12 protein-coding genes and 1 other RNA gene are annotated in these 18,443 nt (G+C 32.5%); 4 read left to right on the forward strand and 9 right to left on the reverse strand.

The annotated features are described in order from the left end of the window. Positions 1-171 precede the first annotated feature (171 nt). Positions 172-1,050, reverse strand: a complete 879-nt coding sequence (locus tag ABD816_RS19365; RefSeq protein WP_344930221.1) for an MBL fold metallo-hydrolase — start codon at positions 1,048-1,050, stop codon at positions 172-174. A gap of 41 nt (positions 1,051-1,091) precedes the next feature. Beyond that, positions 1,092-1,190: signal recognition particle sRNA small type (ffs, locus tag ABD816_RS19370), an RNA gene on the reverse strand. Positions 1,191-1,278: 88 nt separating this feature from the next. Between ffs and ABD816_RS19375 the strand changes: the two genes are divergently transcribed. From ABD816_RS19375 to ABD816_RS19385, 3 genes are all read left to right on the forward strand, one after another. After that, positions 1,279-2,334 carry a glutaminyl-peptide cyclotransferase gene (locus tag ABD816_RS19375; RefSeq protein ID WP_344930222.1) on the forward strand — a complete coding sequence of 352 codons (1,056 nt, stop codon included), beginning with the start codon at positions 1,279-1,281 and terminating at the stop codon, positions 2,332-2,334. A gap of 336 nt (positions 2,335-2,670) precedes the next feature. Then, on the forward strand, positions 2,671-4,449 hold the full coding sequence (locus ABD816_RS19380; protein ID WP_344930224.1) for a DEAD/DEAH box helicase: 1,779 nt from the start codon (positions 2,671-2,673) through the stop codon (positions 4,447-4,449). A gap of 247 nt (positions 4,450-4,696) precedes the next feature. Next, positions 4,697-5,473 (forward strand): carboxypeptidase-like regulatory domain-containing protein, encoded by a 777-nt coding sequence (locus tag ABD816_RS19385; RefSeq protein ID WP_344930226.1) that lies wholly within the window; start codon positions 4,697-4,699, stop codon positions 5,471-5,473. A gap of 154 nt (positions 5,474-5,627) precedes the next feature. Here the strand turns inward: ABD816_RS19385 and ABD816_RS19390 are convergent, their stop codons facing one another. From ABD816_RS19390 to ABD816_RS19405, 4 genes are all read right to left on the reverse strand, one after another. Then, positions 5,628-6,290, reverse strand: a complete 663-nt coding sequence (locus ABD816_RS19390; RefSeq protein WP_344930228.1) for a TrmH family RNA methyltransferase — start codon at positions 6,288-6,290, stop codon at positions 5,628-5,630. A gap of 1,927 nt (positions 6,291-8,217) precedes the next feature. Further along, positions 8,218-8,886, reverse strand: coding sequence for a response regulator (locus ABD816_RS19395; protein ID WP_344930229.1), 669 nt, complete (start codon positions 8,884-8,886; stop codon positions 8,218-8,220). 11 nt (positions 8,887-8,897) lie between these two features. Next, positions 8,898-10,835, reverse strand: a complete 1,938-nt coding sequence (locus ABD816_RS19400) for a tetratricopeptide repeat-containing sensor histidine kinase (protein ID WP_344930232.1) — start codon at positions 10,833-10,835, stop codon at positions 8,898-8,900. Between the two features lie 93 nt (positions 10,836-10,928). After that, positions 10,929-11,090 (reverse strand): hypothetical protein, encoded by a 162-nt coding sequence (locus tag ABD816_RS19405; RefSeq protein ID WP_344930233.1) that lies wholly within the window; start codon positions 11,088-11,090, stop codon positions 10,929-10,931. Positions 11,091-11,422: 332 nt separating this feature from the next. Between ABD816_RS19405 and ABD816_RS19410 the strand changes: the two genes are divergently transcribed. Further along, positions 11,423-11,980: a hypothetical protein gene (locus tag ABD816_RS19410; RefSeq protein WP_344930235.1), complete on the forward strand. Its 558-nt coding sequence runs from the start codon at positions 11,423-11,425 to the stop codon at positions 11,978-11,980. Between the two features lie 398 nt (positions 11,981-12,378). On the opposite strand, the gene ABD816_RS19415 is transcribed toward ABD816_RS19410, so the two are convergent. The 3 genes from ABD816_RS19415 to ABD816_RS19425 form a co-directional block, all read right to left on the reverse strand. After that, positions 12,379-14,346 carry an OmpA family protein gene (locus tag ABD816_RS19415; protein WP_344930236.1) on the reverse strand — a complete coding sequence of 656 codons (1,968 nt, stop codon included), beginning with the start codon at positions 14,344-14,346 and terminating at the stop codon, positions 12,379-12,381. A gap of 164 nt (positions 14,347-14,510) precedes the next feature. After that, entirely contained in the window at positions 14,511-15,473 is a 963-nt protein-coding gene (locus tag ABD816_RS19420; protein WP_344930238.1) for a PorP/SprF family type IX secretion system membrane protein, read from the reverse strand. A gap of 61 nt (positions 15,474-15,534) precedes the next feature. Continuing rightward, positions 15,535-18,443: DUF7507 domain-containing protein (locus tag ABD816_RS19425; RefSeq protein WP_344930239.1), on the reverse strand; the 2,909-nt coding region annotated here is incomplete at its 5' end.

Raw genomic sequence — 18,443 nt, forward strand, 5'->3', positions numbered from 1 at the left:
AACAGAATTTGATGTTTTCTGATAATTCTTAAAATAAAATAAATTCTCTAAAAAGAATTTTTGTTGATTCTTAATCTTTTTCTTGCTCTGATTCAAATTTCCATTTCAATTATTAATAACCCTACGAATCCTAAACTTTTAACATATATCTTTTAGTCAGAAAGTATGAAACTATTTATTAATAGGTTCACCTCCTAAAATATCTCTACCTATTTTTCCTGGTAATATTCTATATACAGGAATAGTAATATCATGTTTACCACACAGTCTTTTAATATTAGCATCTATTTGATCTTGTGAATACCTGGAAGAAAAGTGACCTAGAATCAAAACTTCTATATTAATTTTAGAAACCATCATCATTACTTCTTCTAATGTGCTATGCTTATTTCCGTGAGGATTAATTTCTCTTTGATTTTCATCTTCTAAAAAGGTGGCCTCATGAATGAGTATTTTAGTATTATTCCAGCGATTGTAATCTTCTACTGGTGTATCTCCAGAATACCCTAATAATGTAGTTTTCTGCTCAAAAGTAATTTCTTCTCTACCTACTTTTTCTATCAAATCTTTTATCTCTTTACCAGATAATTGTGTATAATCAGGTTTCAATTTTCTTTTTACCTGAACCACCTTATAGCTCAAACTCTTAGAAATACCAGCTTTGGCTTCCACGTGAGTATTTCTAATAGGCTCTATCCGCATATCATCTCTTATGGATATACCAGAGGTTTCTGTAATTGGGTTCCATATTGCACCGCTTACATGAGGATCAAATAAAGTAGCGAATTTTTCTATTGCAGGAAATGAACCGCAATCTTTTGGATAATAAATAATTGGAAATCCTGGTCTTGCATTGAGTTGGTTTAATTGAAACAACCCCATCAGATGATCCCTGTCAGCGTGTGACACTAATACATGTTTAATCTTTCTGCTTTTTTGTAGAATCCCGCTAGTTACTCCTTCACCTGCATCTAGTAACAAACCTAATTCTTCTACAAAATACCAGGTAGAAAATAGTGCTGTAGAATACCCCGTAATCGTTAATCGCATGACAAAAAAGAAAATGTTTTGAGGAAAATATAAGACACAAAAAAAGGCAAGCTACCTACATCACACTGCTACAACCATCTACCTTTGCTGCGTTCCCGCCCTGGAGGATTCAACAGGAGCTAGTTGTGTAGGACTTGCCGGGTGCAAATATACGATCTTTAATAGATAATACAATGATTTTTTAAACCCAATTAAAATAAATATCTTGCTTAAAATTTTATCGATATCATGAAAAAACGCAACCTATTCATCATCATAACCTTATGTTCCTTTATGTATTCTTGCGGAAGCAATTCTGATACAAAAAAAAATCACTTTTCGATAAAAACGAACAATGATCAAACCAAATTTAAGCTTACTGAAACAGTAAAAGCTACCATTCATAACCCAAAAAAACATACGATTGATTCTGTAGCATACTTTCTAAATGACAAGAGATCCATCACATCCACTGATTTCTCATATGAAGAAAAACTAGATTCAGAAAAATTAGGAAGCCAAATATTAAAAGCTATTATTTATTATGATGGTACTCAAGCAGAAGTGTCTAAAAAGCTAACTTTTCTTAATAATCAATCACCAAAACTATATAAATATAAAATAATTGCAACACATCCTCACGACCAGAAAGCATTTACCCAAGGACTGGAATTCATCGGTGATACACTTTATGAAAGTACCGGATCTGGTAAAGGAGGGATCTCTTCATTAAGAAAAACTGATTATACTACGGGAGAAGTTCTGATTAAAAAAGAAATTGGTAAAGAACATTTTGGTGAAGGAATTACAATTCTGGATGATAAAATATTACAATTAACCTGGCAATCTAAAGAAGGATTTGTCTACGACCTTAAAACTCTAGAAAAGACAGGTAGCTTTGCCTACAATAAAAGTAAAGAAGGTTGGGGATTATGTAATGATGGAGTGCATATATATAAAAGTGATGGTACCGAAAAAATCTGGATTCTTGACCAAAAAACATATGCAGAAAAAGATTATATTGAAATTACTACAAATAAAAAAGTAAAATCAAAATTTAACGAATTAGAATGGATTGATGGTAAAATCTACGCTAATACATGGCAAAAAGATGGCATTGCAATTATTAATCCTAAAAACGGAGCACTGGAAGCAGTCATCGATTTATCTGGATTAAGACAAAAAGTGACACAGCATGAGAATCTGGATGTACTTAATGGTATCGCTTATAAAAAAAATACAAAACAACTTTTTGTAACAGGCAAAAACTGGGATACACTTTTTGAAATCGAAATTTTAAAATAACAATCATCTATCCCGACGCATCAAAGAAGTAACACTTAAGATCCAGCTAACAAAGTAGCACTTGTACTAGGCACTATAAGACATTTATAACAAAAATTAAGATCAACAATGTATTGAATGTTTTACTAAGTACCTATCAAGCAGTTTTATTTTAGAATAAGAATCTATTATTGTTTTACCAAAATTCAATAATGTAAGCAACCTAAGAAGGTTATAATTAATATTAATCACTGTTTTAACAAGGATGTTATTAAATAAGTAAAACCCTACAATAAGCTAACGGGATATTATAAAAGAAAGATTTTAAACCGTACCTTTGCAGCTTATTTGATTTATATGAACAAATTTGAAGCGTTGGGCTTAGGTGAAGCCATCGTAAAGGCGGTGAATGAAATGGGGTTCGAAGCTCCTAGTGAGGTACAAGAAAAAGCAATTCCTATATTGCTAAATGAAGACACAGATATTGTTGCACTGGCACAAACCGGAACGGGAAAGACAGCTGCGTTTGGTTTTCCATTAATAGAAAAAATTGATAGCAATAGTAGAGTGACGCAAGGGTTGATACTCTCTCCTACTCGTGAGCTTTGCTTACAGATTACTAATGAGATTAAAAATTACTCTAAATTTATTCCATCATTGCGTACTGTAGCTGTGTATGGTGGAGCAAGTATCCACGATCAAGCTAAAGAAATTAAACGAGGGGCGCAAGTTATTGTTGCTACTCCAGGACGTATGCAGGATATGATCAACAGAAAAATGGTTGATATTTCTAATATAGATTATTGTATCCTGGATGAAGCTGATGAAATGCTTAATATGGGGTTTTATGAAGATATAAATGCAATATTATCGCATACACCCCAAGAAAAAAATACTTGGTTATTCTCCGCAACAATGCCGAGAGAAGTTTCTACGATAGCTAAACGTTTTATGCATGATCCTGTAGAAATTACTGTAGGACATAAAAATACGGGGTCAGAAAATGTTTCTCACGAATATTATGTGGTAAATTCCAGAGATAGGTATGCTGCATTAAAACGATTATCTGATGCTAATCCAGATATCTTTTCAGTGATATTCTGTCGTACTAAAAGAGATACTCAGAAAGTAGCAGAAAACCTTATTGAAGATGGATATAATGCTGCTGCATTACATGGGGATTTGAGTCAAAACCAAAGAGATTTGGTTATGAAAAGTTTTAGAAACCGACAAATACAGATGCTTGTTGCAACTGATGTAGCTGCTCGTGGAATCGATGTAAATGATATCACCCACGTTATCAACTACCAATTACCTGATGAAATAGAAACGTACACTCATAGAAGTGGTAGAACAGGACGCGCAGGTAAAAACGGAGTTTCTATGGTCATTGTTTCTAAAAGTGAAATAAGAAAAATTAGATCTGTAGAAAGAATTATAAAACAAAAATTTGAAGAAAAAGAAATACCTAGCGGTGAAGAAATTTGTCAAGTACAACTATTTCATTTAGCTAATGATATAGCAAAAGCTGAAATAAATCACGAAATCGATGGTTACTTACCTGCCATTAATGAGGTGATGGAAGAATTTACAAAAGAAGAATTAATTAAAAAATTCTTTTCTGTTGAGTTTTCACGTTTTCATAACTATTACAAGAATGCTAAAGATCTCAATGCAGTTTCTGCAGATCGTGGTCGTGATTATAGTAGTAATGGAAGTAGCACACGATACTTTATCAATATTGGAGAAAAAGATGGGTATGATTGGATGACTCTTAAGGACTTTCTTAAAGATACTCTTAATCTGGGTAGAGATGCAGTGAGCCGTGTAGATGTGAAAGATAGTTTCTCTTTTTTTAACACAGAGAGTGAACATCAGGAAAAAATCCTTTCTATTTTTGAAGACTTTAGAATTGAAGGAAGGAAAGTCAATATTGAAATATCCAAGGATTCCGGTCGTAGCCGAGGAGGCAGAGGACGCGGTCGTGATGGTGGAGGTTTTAAAGGAAAACGCAGAAGTGATGGTTTTAAACCGAAAAGAAAAGCTGGTCGTGGCGGTAGTGGAGGCAATAGAGATGATCGTGGAAGCAGTAGTAATGGAAGAAGAGATAGAAGAAAACGTAGCGATCGCAAATAAGTTCTCTTAACACATCAAAAATGATTTAGATTGTTTTATTTTTTGTTACATTTCCATAAATAAATCGTTATTAATAGAGAAACACTATTTTTCTAATAACAAATAGTTGAAATCTTTTTTGAACTAAAGTATGTAAATTAAAAATTTGTTGTGCATATTGTCAGATCATACTATTTTTTAGATCAAAAAAGATTAGAAACTAACGCATTAACCTATGTAATTAATTTAAATGCAAAACATAGCCTAAATGAATAGATTATTATTTTACATAACACTTTTTATTGGTATTGCATCCTATGCACAAGATGTTGATGAAAATACGGAAGAAGAAACAGTATCAGGAAAAATAATAAATGCTGCTAATGATGTAAAGTTAGAAAGTGTTCATATCGTAAACTTGAGTCAAGTAATAGGTACAGTTACAAATAATGAAGGTAATTTTGAAATTAAAGCAAAGGTAAATGATACGTTATATTTTACTTACATTGGGTTTAAACCATTAAAAGTCAGAGTAACTAATGACTGGAAAAAATTTGGAGAAGTAAAAATTAAAATGACAGAAATTGGGATTGCATTAGAAGAAGTTGTAGTTGCCGATGTACGATTAACAGGATATCTAGAAATTGACGCAAAGAATATCCCTATCTATAATAATTACAGGTATAGTATCTCTGGGCTTAATACTGCTTACGAAGGCGGTAGCAGACAACCGGGAGCAGTAGACAAAGTACTGGGCGCCATTTTTAATCCTGCAGATTTTCTCTATAACATGTTTGGGAAACGATCTAATGAGTTAAGGAAGCTCCGTAAAATGAAAAAAGATGATGAAATCAGAAATCTTTTAGAAACCAAATTTGATCGAGCTACACTTATGGCATTATTGCAGGTTGAGCGATTGGATATTGATGAAATCCTTAGAAATTGTAACTATTCTACTGATTTTATAAAGTTTGCTAATGATCTTCAGATTCTTGATGCAATCAGTGAGTGTTATGAACAGTACAAAACTTTAAATCGCAAATAATTTTCCTCAACATATCTGGTATGTTGATAATTAATTATGATGGTATTTAAAGAACTATCTTAATAAAGATAGCTAATAATTAAAACCATCAATAATTACGACAAAAACGTAAAAACACCCATAACCGCTGTTTAATCGTTTTTTTTTACTATTCTCACTTCAGTTCATTCTTCTCGTATCTGGCAATGATTTTCTCATGACTTTTTACCACCTTTTTTGTCCAATTCATTCTTATATGTAATTTTTCTTCTTCTGATAATCCCCATAGAATTGTAGAATTTCGTAATACAGAAGTTACGTGTTGTAGTATAATTGCTGCAGATACAGAAATATTAAGACTTTCTGTAAAACCTACCATAGGAATATGCAATTTAGTATCTGCAGCGGATAGCACGAGATCACTTAACCCCTGTTGCTCTTGTCCGAAAAAAAATGCTGAAGGTTTACTATAATCAAAATTCATGAGGGCAACAGAGTCATCATGTGGAGTAGTAGCTACAATTTGATATCCTTTTTTTCTCAATTCATGAATACAATCCTCTGTAGATTTGTATCTATTTATATCCACCCATTTCTGAGCACCCATAGCTATCTCCCTATCGATTCGTTTTGCGTTTATTTCCTCTATTACATGTACATTCTGAATGCCAAAAACATCACAGCTACGAATAACCGCACTCGTATTATGTAATTGATAAACATCTTCGATCGCTACCGTAAAATGATTCGTTCGTTTTTCTATTAAAGTATGAAATAATTGTAAGCGCCTCGGTGTCAGAAAAGATTCTAAATAGCCAAGTAATTTTGTGTCAATCATAGAATACAAAAATACGAAAGCTTCTATTAGAAAAACAAAATACTAAGGTATCTTCCGATTTGTTATCGCTTATTTTTTTTAGATAACGAATTACTTTGACTCATAGGTACAAGATATCAATAACTAGACCGCTTCCCTACAAGAATCAGGAAACAAGACTCATTTATTGAGATTCTATGTACTACATTTAAGCCAGAACTTCCAGAGTTATACTGATTAAAACTTAACACACCTATTTAAATAGTACCATCATATGAAAAAACAGCATCAACACATCCCCTTTTCTTTTAATGAATCCATCTAAGATACACATAAGAATAAAACTAAAAGCATTATATTCAATTCTCTATAAACACCTCTCTGTTTCATATTTATAAAAGTTTTAAAAAATAGTAACTTCACAAAATAACGAAAACATCAAAGACTAGCCATTGTTAAAAAAAACTTCAAAACTTGTAAAAACCGATCTGAATGGCTAATTTTGAGTTGTATTTTCAAAAAACTTAGGCTTTTCCACCATTAAAATATTCAATCCCATTTTTTAATAGTTGATTTTTATAAAATTAATTGTTATCCAGACCCTGCTCTTGTTAGCTCGCCAAAAGTTTTTACGATTGCAGGGTTTTTAGTTATTGTATTTCAGGATTTACAGTGATCCTATTAAACGTAAAATACCCATCAAGAGATATTCTTATAAAACATCTATATTTCACCTTAATTTTACAAACTCTAATTTTAACAGCTTTATATCAGCTCGAAGAAAGTGCTTTAAAATAAAAGAAACCTCCCTATCGTTACCCGCGATATAGGAGGCTTATACTGATTAATTACAAAAATGTAATAAAAATTGTTATTTGTGTTCTTATTACCATCATCATATAAAATAAAAACTATACATTATTTGAAATTAAATCAGCCCTTATACATATATTTTAAAATTTTTTTTTAAATCATTTAACTACTTATAGCAATATACCAAACTATAAAAAAATCAAATTTAATAGGTTTCAACTACCAAATTACTCATATCCATTAAAAAAACTAAAAGCAGTTTCTTACTAAACGTTTACACTTTATAAATATTATTATCCAGACCCTAGTTTAATATCACTCGCCAAAATTTTATAAAAAAGAGACATATCTACGATCTTAATAATCAAACTAATAACTATCAACAAACATCAAATTTTTACATTATTATAACCTTTACAAAAATAATCTTCACTTGTAAAATTATAAAATCATAGAAAAAATTATTTTTTTAACTATTTCAGTTTGAAAATTTAAGTTTAAAAAAAGTCTAATTCTATATTTCGAAGTTAAGGAAAAATTCCCTAACAATGGATACTTTCTAACCACATAATTATTATGGATTTCCATAACTTAATGGTCGAACCCCATTTTGCTACTATTTAACATGAAAAAGTTAATGTTTATCGCATTTACATTATAATCATCGATCATAAGTTTTAATTTACATCTACTCAAAGGAATAAGCTATAAATATATTATTTTAAACATAATATATATGAATTTATTTTCAATCATAAAAGATTTGACTACTAATAAAAATCGACAATCCAGTTTAAAAAATTGTAGCAATATTTGTTAAAGATATAATTTGACAATAAATAATAATTTATGTACAAAAAAGAAATCCCCCAATAACTACCCCATAGCCATCGAGAGATTTCACGTAAACATAGTGTCCTTAAGTATACAAGTAAGGTGCACTATTATCAATCATATGTTTATGACATAAATCTTATTTACACTTAAAAATTTTAATGATTTTGATAAGCTGTCTATCTTGATAGAATTGTTAGAATACCTTGTATCATTTATCAGCGCCAAATGTAATATAAACATAATTCAATCCCTTACGGTAAACCGTAAGGGATTGAATTAAATAAGTTGTATGGACTTATTATAATAAGCCTAAATCTTTGGTCATAGATATTAAATGAACAGCATTCTTAGCTTTAAAATTAAATTTTAACGCATTGAGTCGCTTTTCTATAGAACTGGTACTGCTAGGTGATATTCTTTGTTTCTTGAAATAAACACCAATCTCTTCCTGGGTAAGACCTTTTGCCAGATGTTTTAATAATAAAACATCATAGTCCTTAAGTTCAAAACTGTTATTTTTATTTATTGAACTTGCTAGTGCGGGAGATAGGTAGGAGTTGTCATTAAACACCTCTCTAACAGATTGAATTAATTCATTTAATCCGTTACGTCCTTTATTTACGAAAGCATTAATTTGATAATCTGCAAAAAAAGATTTGATTTTAGCTGGTCTATCTTCCATAGAATACATAATAATTTTTGTATCTTCTTTTATTTCTTTAACTGCTTTAATAAGTTCAACTCCAGAGGTGAGTTCCCGATCCCTATGACTATCTTTAAAAGAAAGATCAGTGATGAGAAGCTCAAAAGGCTTTCCATCTTTAAATGCTTTTCTAAACTTTAAATAAGCTTCATCACAATATTGTGATTGCTGTATTTCTTTAATTCCTGATCTTTCTTCCAGAATCTGCGCAATTCCGTGACTAATACTTCCTAGATCCTCCGCTAACAAAATTTTCCTAAACATATCTTATACTATTAGTTCAAAAAACGTATTTTGGCTTTAAAGCCTTTTTCTTTTTCTGAATCAAAGATAAATATTCCTCCTATAGCTTTTATACGGTTTTCCACATTATGAAGTCCGTTACTATAAAAAGAAGAGTCTATTGTAACGCCTACCCCATTATCTGAGTAATTGATTTTCAAGTGTTTACTTGTTTTTTTAAAAGTAAGTGCCACTAATTGAGCATGGCTATGTTTTCGCATATTAATCATCAGTTCCTGTAATACTCTATATACGATAATCTTCTTTTCTGATGTTATCGATTGCCAGTTAATATCTTGTAGTCCTCTTATGATTACTCTGGTAGAATCAGATCCATAACTATTTAGCATACTACTAAATTCGGTTGCGTATTCATATCCGGTATTAATGCGATTATATTCTCTGGAGATATCACGAGTCCTAAGATAAATATCCTCTAATTTATCCACTAACGTAACATCCTGATTACTTGCCTGTAATAACATCATTATATTATATACATCATTCCCTAATTCGTCGTGTAACTTTTTAGAAATTCGAATCTCCGTATTATGTACTTCTTTAATTTTTTCTCTCTTATGCTTCTGTCTGAGAAAATCAACAATAAAAATGATAATGAGTATTAAAATTATTCCGAGTGCTATATACAGCACTCTTTCTTGTTGCTTTTTTGCCGTTTCTGCTTTTAAGATTAAATTTTCATTTATAAGTTTATCATTTTCATATTTAGTAACCGCATACACTTCCCGGTTTTTTCGATTCATTTCTCGTAATTCATCGTACGTTTCTTTAAAAAGGATTCCTTCTTCTTTTGTATTTTCTTTGAGATGTAAAATAAAACCGAGTGCTTCTAAAATAGAGGTTAAACTTTGTTGACTTTTTGCATGCTGCAAAGCATTTTCTGCATACATCAATGATTGATTTTTATCCCTATCAAAAAAATACTCAGTGAGATGCATATTACTGGCAATAAGACCTCGGCTATCCCCTATATCCTCCCTTATCCGTAAAGATTCCAGAAATAACTGTAGGGATTTCTCATTTTGTTTATCATTTAACCATTTAATATGTCCTTGATTATCCAGAACTCTGGCATAACGTCTTTTATTATTTTTTATCAGTGGATCTGAGACAAGTCTTGATATTATCGTTAATGCTTCTTGATACTGTTTCTTATCTGCTAGAATATTTGCTTTAGTATTTTCTAAACTTTTGATTCTTTGAGGAACAGAATCTGTAGCCAGATGCAAAGCTATCTCTACATATTTAAGTGCTTCATCATAATCCTTTTGTTCTCTGTATGCAACAGATAGAATATGATACAATCCGAAAATAGGTTTTAAATCTGATGTCCCCTCTAAGAATTTAACACCATCAATCGCAGTAGTTTTACACCCAGAAAAGTCTCCCAAAGTTTCCTGAATACTTGCCATATAAAGCAAATTCTCTCCTGCTTCAATGCTATCTCCTCTTATTCTGGAAATTTTATAAGCTTCATTAAAATATTGGAACGCTTCAGTTAATTCTTTATTTCTTTTAGAGTAAGAGCCTAATTTTTTCAAAGCCTTTTTTATATAAATAGTATCCTTATTGAGCTTAGCAATATTGTATAATTTATAAGAATATACAATCGCACTATCATATTGTCTAATTCGCCCTAAAAGCAGCGTCTTTTGCATCAATCCATTATATTTTAATGAATCCTGACGGTATAAAAAAACTTCATCCAGAAAAAGATTTATATGACCTAGTCTTTCTTCTATGGATAATGATTTATTTTTGCTCAACTCATACATTTTGGATAATCCATCCATTTTTTCCTGAGATAAAACTGAACGGGAAACTGTTTGACTATATGTACTAGTCCGTATCCAAAAGAACATGCATATAAGTGAAAGAATAAAAGGGAAATCTACTCGCCAAAGTTTCATTCCCCAAAATTAATAATTTATACCATTTATCCCCTTAATTTACCATAAAATAAATCAAGAGGATAAAAAAAAATTTATAATATATTTAACTCATTAATTCCCTCCTTCATCTTCTGGCTCATATTCTCCATCTTCTCCGGTTGTTTTGAATTCTTCAAGTTGGATTTCTTCAGTATCTGTTATGTTATCTGTGGTACAGGAAATAAAATTAGCACCCATAAACAGAACGATTAATGTATAATAAATAGTTTTCATAATTTTTTTGTTTTTTTAAAATTGAACATAGGAATGACGTGTCGATTTTCACGAGATATTTCAGTTATCGTGGACTGAATCAGACCTTTTAATTTGTTGGAAAGTAGAAATCGTTTGTCATCAGTTATTGGTACTTTCCGATTGACAATAAATTGGTGACATTGTGGATTTCCGTAAAAAATAGCTCCATACATTCGTTATGTTAGCAAAGTATAACGGGAACTAATTGCTGGGATAAAATTAGGGAGATTACTCACCTTATTACATAGATGATTCCAAAGATTCCTAAGATTCCCTGTAACCCCAAAAGATTCCTATAATTCCAAAACATTATGAAACTAAAAACAAGTCTTACGTATCGAAATGACATTCTTGAAAAGTACCACAGAGAGAAAGGAGGAGAGATGAGTAGCTATTTGCTTGAGCCTACCCGAAAACAAATAAAGGAAGCTTGCATTTGGTTATTGAATCGAAGAAATGAGAAATACGACGATAGTATTTTAAATCGATTTTTTAAATTTAAAGAGGGAGATAATAAATTGTCTGTAATTGAGGAAATGAAATCAGACAAATTTAGACCAATTGTCAATTTTCTAATAGGAGAAACAAAGTCAACTAGTCCTGCTAACCTAGAACTAATAAGCTGGCTTATTGATTTCAATCCCAGACCATTGTGTGTTTACCTAAGATCAGATGAAATTTCTGATGAAAAAAAAACAACCAAAAATAGTATAGGGAAAAAGAATATTTTTGATGAAAACTATTATCCAGTAGAACATATAGTTGAGATTCCCGAAACAAAAGTGATTCATGGAAACAATAAGAGCATTACCATTATTTCACAGATAAACCCCAATCTCAAAATTACTACTATAGTGACTTCCATATAGTGCTAACAATAGTTCTTCTCTTTTAACCCCAAATTTCGATGTAATAACCAACTTGTAATTGTTTTTAGTACACTCCAATTACATCGAAATACTTATATCCAAAATTGACAAAGTACGTCAACCGTATTATAATAAAATACTCAAAAACAAATTGATGATCTGTAATATAAATAGAACGATAAGGATTAAAGTGATTACTATCTTTATACTTCATACACCCCATTAGTATACATCACTGTGTGCTAACTAGATCTCCACGATCTAGGTTAGCGTTTTTATTTATAATATATCTTTCCCTAAAATCCATATTAATTTTAAAGAAACGTAATTATCTTGTTTCTATATTAATGATTCTACATATAGCATAATTTGTAGAAAATTATTTTAATTGCCTTAGCTTATTCCACTACAATAAACTCACTTCTTCTATTTGCTTGATGTTGCGCTTCAGAACATTTAACATTATTACTACAATCATTTATTAACGTTGTTTCTCCATACCCTCGACCTGTAATACGGGCTCTGTCAATCCCTCCTTTTTCTCTAATATATTTCATTGTACTTTGTGCTCTACGCTCGCTGAGTAACATATTATAATCATCACTAGATCTACTATCCGTATGAGATCGGACATCAATCTTTAATTTTGGATATTCTTTCATTACAGCAATGATCTTTTGCAATTCAATTTCTGCATCTGGTCTTATAAATGATTTATTGAGATCAAAATAGATAATTTGCAATCTTAATATCTTTGCTAAATCATCTCCAGGATTGATTTCTTGACTTTCTATCCCTCCTTTTCCTAATTGAATCGGCAATTCATGCGTATATTCGAATACTGTATGGGTAGTTAAAGGGGCTTCCGTAGGGCTATAATCTGTTTTAATAGCTCTTACGATATAAGAATACTCACATTCTACATCAAAGTTGTAACTCCCATCTGCATCTGTAGTAGTCCTTTGTAATTCCTGATTATTACTATCCATTAGTATTACCTCTGTATCAGGTAACACCTCACGAGTATAAGAATCAGTCACTACTCCTTTTACATATTGATTACAACTAGTAATTAATTCTTCTGTTTGCTTAAAACTATATATATCATCATTCCCTTTTCCACCAAATCTATTACTTGAAAAATACCCAATTTTGGTCTGCTCATTTAGGACAAAGGTGAAATCATCTTCAGGGCTATTAACAGGTTTACCTACATTATATGCCAGAGAAAAGCCTGTATCTTCTGGCACAGCTACAAAAACATCAAGCCCCCCTAACCCGATATGACCATCACTAGCAAAATAGAGTCTGCCAGAATCACTTATATATGGAAACGTTTCTCTTCCTTCTGTATTAATTTTATCCCCTAGATTCACCGGATTTCCAAAACTTCCATCCTCATTCACATCAACGACATATAAATCAGATTGCCCTGCACTATCAGGCATATCACTGGCAAAATATAATTTCTTTCCATCCTCTGATAGTGCCGGATGCGCAACAGAATATTCATTACTATTAAAAGGTAATTCTTCAATATCAATCCACTTTTCGCCATCCAATGTTGCACGATATAATTTTAAAAGTACTGTTCCGTTAGTATTAGAACCAAGTTTTTTTTCTGTAAAATTATTTCTTGTAAAATATACCGTTTTTCCATCTTTGCTAAATGAAGTAGAAGATTCATGAAAACGGGTATTAATCTTACCTCTTAATCTTTTAGGACTTTTTAAAATTCCATTTTCCTCTATTAAATCTGATGCATAAAGGTCCAAAAAAGGCATCTCGTTCCATTCGTGGATAGTTTTAGTCATCCCACCATTTATGGGACGCGAAGAGGCAAAAACAATCTTTCCTTGATGATTAAAACTGGGAGCATAATCAGAATACCTAGAATTCATTCCTAATTTCAAAAGTCTGAACTTACCAGATTGCATTTCTATAAAACGAAGATAATCTTTTGTACTCACAAAAAAAGCTGCCCTTTGATCATTATTTGATACATTATTAAATTGCTCCATTATTTTGTCTGCTTCCTTATAGCGTTGAACTCCTTTTAAGCTTTGAGAGTATCTAAAAAGATATTCAGGGTCAATGGTATCAGTATAGTTGTTTACAAGCTGCTCATACCATTTTACGGACTCTTCTAATTCTGCATTAAAATAATATGAGTCTCCTAATTTACTATAAAGATCGGCTGATGAATATCCACTATTTGCTACATCTAAATAAATCTTACGGGCATCAACGAATGCGTATTTATCAAAATTTTCGTTTGCTTTTTCTAAACGTTTTTCTTGTGCTAAAGCCGTAACACATATAAATACGCCTAATGATATATTTAAAAAGTAATTTTTAAAACTCATAATTCATTATTTTTTTAATCCTCAATATAAACGGAACTTCTTTTTTATTTATATACAATCAGCTATACTAAATAATATAAGTTTCTGTCGTATGAGAGAAAGTAACTTTATAATAAAAATTTATGTATCTATAGTTTCAATTCTTAGTCGAAGTGAAATATTTATTAGAAAAATCTAGGAGTAAGCATACGATTGTATTTTCTAAATAACTCAAAACGAAGCATTACCTCATAACTACCATCATTAAATTGAGTATTTCCTAATTCTGTAGTTTCTCTATCATATGCAAACCCCATCATGAGGGAATCAGAAACCTGAAAACCTACCATACCACTAAAAGCGGCACTCCATCGATACGCGGCACCTAGTCGCAAACGATCGTATAATAAGAAGTTAGCAGATACATCTACTTGTAATGGAGCTCCAAAAACTAATTTACTCAAAACTGCTGGTTTAAACTTAACAGAATCGCTAAGATCAAAAACATATCCGGTGATTAGATAATAATTAATACGTTCTTCTGCAATAAAAGTAGATGAGTTATCACTATCTACGGTTGCACTCTCATCAAAATGATTTGTTTCTAAAAGGTTAGGTGCACTTAATCCTAAATAAAATTTATCAGAATGATAATACACACCTACCCCAACATTAGGGCTAAATTTATTATCTATGTTACCGCTTTCAAAAACAACATCACCAGTCTCAAATTGAGATAATTTCTGAAAGTCTACATTTAATAAATGCCCACCTGCTTTTAACCCAAAACTGAGCTTTCCTTGTACTGAAATAGGAATAGTATAAGAAAAATCAATATCAAAATATGTCTCATCCGTAGGACCTATCTCATCATGTATGATAGACAACCCTAATCCCACTTTATTATTATCACCGATAGGTGTATTTAATGTCAGCGTTTGAGTTCTAGGAGCCCCGTCTAATCCTACCCACTGACTTCGATGTAACCCCGTTATACTCATAACACCACGACTGCCTGCATAGCCTGGGTTTATACTGATTGTATTGAACATGTACTGGGTATATTGAGCATCCTGCTGGGCTTGAATATTTTCAATACCAAAACTAAAAACAATGACTAGAAGTAGCTGTACGTATATTTTTTTCATTTGTTCTATTTTAAATGAACCCGCGAATGTATAACCCACGGGTATTTTACTTAGATCTTTTTTATCTATTGATGTATAAGTACCCTGCTCTGTTTTTTAATTCACCACTATCCAGTGTATATTCTAAAACATAGTAATACGTTCCTGTAGGTAACTCATCAGTTTCTTCTATGGTAAGTCTACCATTAGAAATACCCCTGAAAAAGTTATCATCTCTACCATAATTACTTGTACTAAAAACTTTGACACCCCATCGATTATAGATCTCTAAGGTATTTTCAAAATTTTCTATACCGCTGATTGTAAACACGTCATTCATACCATCACCATTTGGTGAGAAACCTGAATAAATCTGAATACCATCCTCTAAGTCAGGATCTATAGGACTATTTGGTTCTAAATAATCAGGAGTACCATCACCATTCGTATCTAAAGCATCATCAGGATTACCATCTCCGTTCTGATCAGGATTCTCGTCTGCAGTTTCTATAGTATCTCCATCATCATCTATATCTAAATAATCGGGAATACTATCACAATTATTATCAATAGCGCAATCTGTATTCTGAGTGTCTCCTGTATTAGGATTTCCGTCTCCATCTGGATCCGGACCTTCAAATATGGTATCTACTCCATCACCATCATCATCTGTATCCAGATAATCAGGGATTCCATCACTATCACTATCCTGATCTATCGGATTATCATTTCCATCATAATCTTCATAAACGGTATCAACGCTATCACCATCATCATCCATATCCAGATAATCAGGGATTCCATCACCATCAGTATCTTGGGTATCTCCTGTATCGGGATTTCCGTCTCCATCCGGATTTGGGTTCTCATCAGAAGTTAAAATAGAATCTCCATCATCATCTACATCCTGAAAATCATCTATTCCGTCACCATCAGTATCTAAAAGGCTATAATTGACAGTTCCTCCATCTGGATCTTCCTGAACGATATCAGGAATTCCATCTAGTCCAAATGGTCCATCTAACATTCCATCATTATCCAAGTCCAGCATCCCATGTCCGGATTCTGCAACATCATTTACTCCATCCCCATCTGCATCCAGATCCTGGCTATCAATAATTCCATCACCATCGGTATCTAACGTAGGATCTCCGTTCTGCTCTTCTACATCGGTAATTCCATCATTATCATCATCTAAATCATCTACATTAGGAATCCCATCGCCATCGGTATCTAATAAACTAACTGTAGGGTCGTCAGGATCACCATCAAGATCAGCGTCATTATCTGTAGGATTATTGGGATCATCAGAGGTTTCTGTAATAGAGACACTTCCTGGAGCGTCTGCATCTACTATAGCTACATTAACTACCTGTCCACTTACAATATCCGATATTGTTACGATATGTTCTGCAATAACAGTGGTACTTTCACCTGGCATTAAATCAGGTATAGGTGTACCACTAATAATAGTTGCATTATCATCGGTCAGAATAAGGTTGGTAAGATTTACATTTCCATCATTTGTAATCTCAATAGTATATGTTATTACATCTCCAATTTCAGAGAATGCAGGCGTATCAGCTGCTTTAGTTACCAGTAGAGATGGGTTCATATTAACCATTACTATAGTAGGATCATCTGGTGTAAGTGTTGATGGATCATCAGACAACAAATCTGTTACAGAATCACCTTGTGGATCTTCACTTGTCACCTGTGCCACATTAGTCACTGTCCCAAGATCCAGATCGGCCTGTGTAATTGTATGTGAAGCGGTTACCGTAGTACTCAATCCTGGTGCTAATGTACCAACCGCTGCTGGAGTAATACTTCCTGCATCCGCATTGTTATCTGTTACTTCTATATTATTTAAAGTGGTATTACCTGTATTAGTTACTATTATTGTATATGTAATTGCTTCTCCTAAAGTATCGTAATTACCATCTACAGGGGCATCTGCCGCTTTTGTAAGTTCTATTGATGACGTTTGATTTATAGGCGTAATTGTATCATCATCCGGAACTGCCGTATCCGGATCATCAGAATCTTCATTAATTACCGTTGTATCCGGAGCTTCTGCTACTACATTCGCAACATTTGTGACGATTCCTAGATCAATATCTAGTTGGGTAATGATATGTGTAGCAGTAACTGTTACAGTCTCATTAGGATCAATACTTGCAATCGTAGATGGGCTTATTGTATCCGCATTTCCATCCATAACGACCACATTACTCAATGTAACATTCCCATTATTGGTTACTTCGATCGTATATGTAATCAATTCTCCTACAGTATCGTAAGACCCATCGGCAGGTACATCATCTCTCTTGGTGACTTGTAATGATGGATTGGATGGTAAAATTGTAACCGTTGGATCGTTAGTTGGATCCATATCGGCATCCGGACCATCATTTGTCTCATCTCCATTATCTGAAACATCAGTAACATCATCATTTCCTGATGGGCTATCACCTGTTACTGTTGCAGAATTAGTAATACTACCAGAATCCAGGTCTAGCTGAGTTATCAAATATACTACCGTTGCGGTACCTGTTTGTCCAGGATTCAATATATCTGGAGTAATTGTTCCGTCTACTGTACTCGTGCGGATATCAGTAAAAGTAATATTATCTATTGTTACATTTCCTGTATTTTCTACATTAAAGGTGTATGTTATTGTATCATTTTCATCAATCACTCCATCTCCTCCATCGTTAAGTACTGCAGTTTTTGTTAGTGTTAATTCTGGTACCGTTGGAATTGTTGTTACTGTTGGGTCATTAGTAGGATCTCCATCTGTATTGCCATTAATATCTGGCGTTTCTGTTGTATCATCACCGGCATCAGAAACATCGGTAAGGGGTGGATTCACTGTACCATCAGGATCCGCTGGTGGAGTTCCTGTACCCGTAGCACTGTTCTCAATACCACCGGCATTAATATCAGCCTGGGTAATTGTATAGGTAGCTCTAAAAGTAGCAATCTCTC

Source organism: Aquimarina addita (genome assembly GCF_039539305.1).
GTDB lineage: Bacteria > Bacteroidota > Bacteroidia > Flavobacteriales > Flavobacteriaceae > Aquimarina > Aquimarina addita.

Excerpts from the sequence above, each read along its gene's own strand:
- ABD816_RS19365 (WP_344930221.1), bottom strand. The coding sequence starts at position 1,050 with ATGCGATTAACGATTACGGGGTATTCTACAGCACTATTTTCTACCTGG.
- ABD816_RS19375 (WP_344930222.1), top strand. The coding sequence starts at position 1,279 with ATGAAAAAACGCAACCTATTCATCATCATAACCTTATGTTCCTTTATG.
- ABD816_RS19380 (WP_344930224.1), top strand. The coding sequence starts at position 2,671 with ATGAACAAATTTGAAGCGTTGGGCTTAGGTGAAGCCATCGTAAAGGCG.
- ABD816_RS19385 (WP_344930226.1), top strand. The coding sequence starts at position 4,697 with ATGAATAGATTATTATTTTACATAACACTTTTTATTGGTATTGCATCC.
- ABD816_RS19390 (WP_344930228.1), bottom strand. The coding sequence starts at position 6,290 with ATGATTGACACAAAATTACTTGGCTATTTAGAATCTTTTCTGACACCG.
- ABD816_RS19395 (WP_344930229.1), bottom strand. The coding sequence starts at position 8,886 with ATGTTTAGGAAAATTTTGTTAGCGGAGGATCTAGGAAGTATTAGTCAC.
- ABD816_RS19400 (WP_344930232.1), bottom strand. The coding sequence starts at position 10,835 with ATGAAACTTTGGCGAGTAGATTTCCCTTTTATTCTTTCACTTATATGC.
- ABD816_RS19405 (WP_344930233.1), bottom strand. The coding sequence starts at position 11,090 with ATGAAAACTATTTATTATACATTAATCGTTCTGTTTATGGGTGCTAAT.
- ABD816_RS19410 (WP_344930235.1), top strand. The coding sequence starts at position 11,423 with ATGAAACTAAAAACAAGTCTTACGTATCGAAATGACATTCTTGAAAAG.
- ABD816_RS19415 (WP_344930236.1), bottom strand. The coding sequence starts at position 14,346 with ATGAGTTTTAAAAATTACTTTTTAAATATATCATTAGGCGTATTTATA.
- ABD816_RS19420 (WP_344930238.1), bottom strand. The coding sequence starts at position 15,473 with ATGAAAAAAATATACGTACAGCTACTTCTAGTCATTGTTTTTAGTTTT.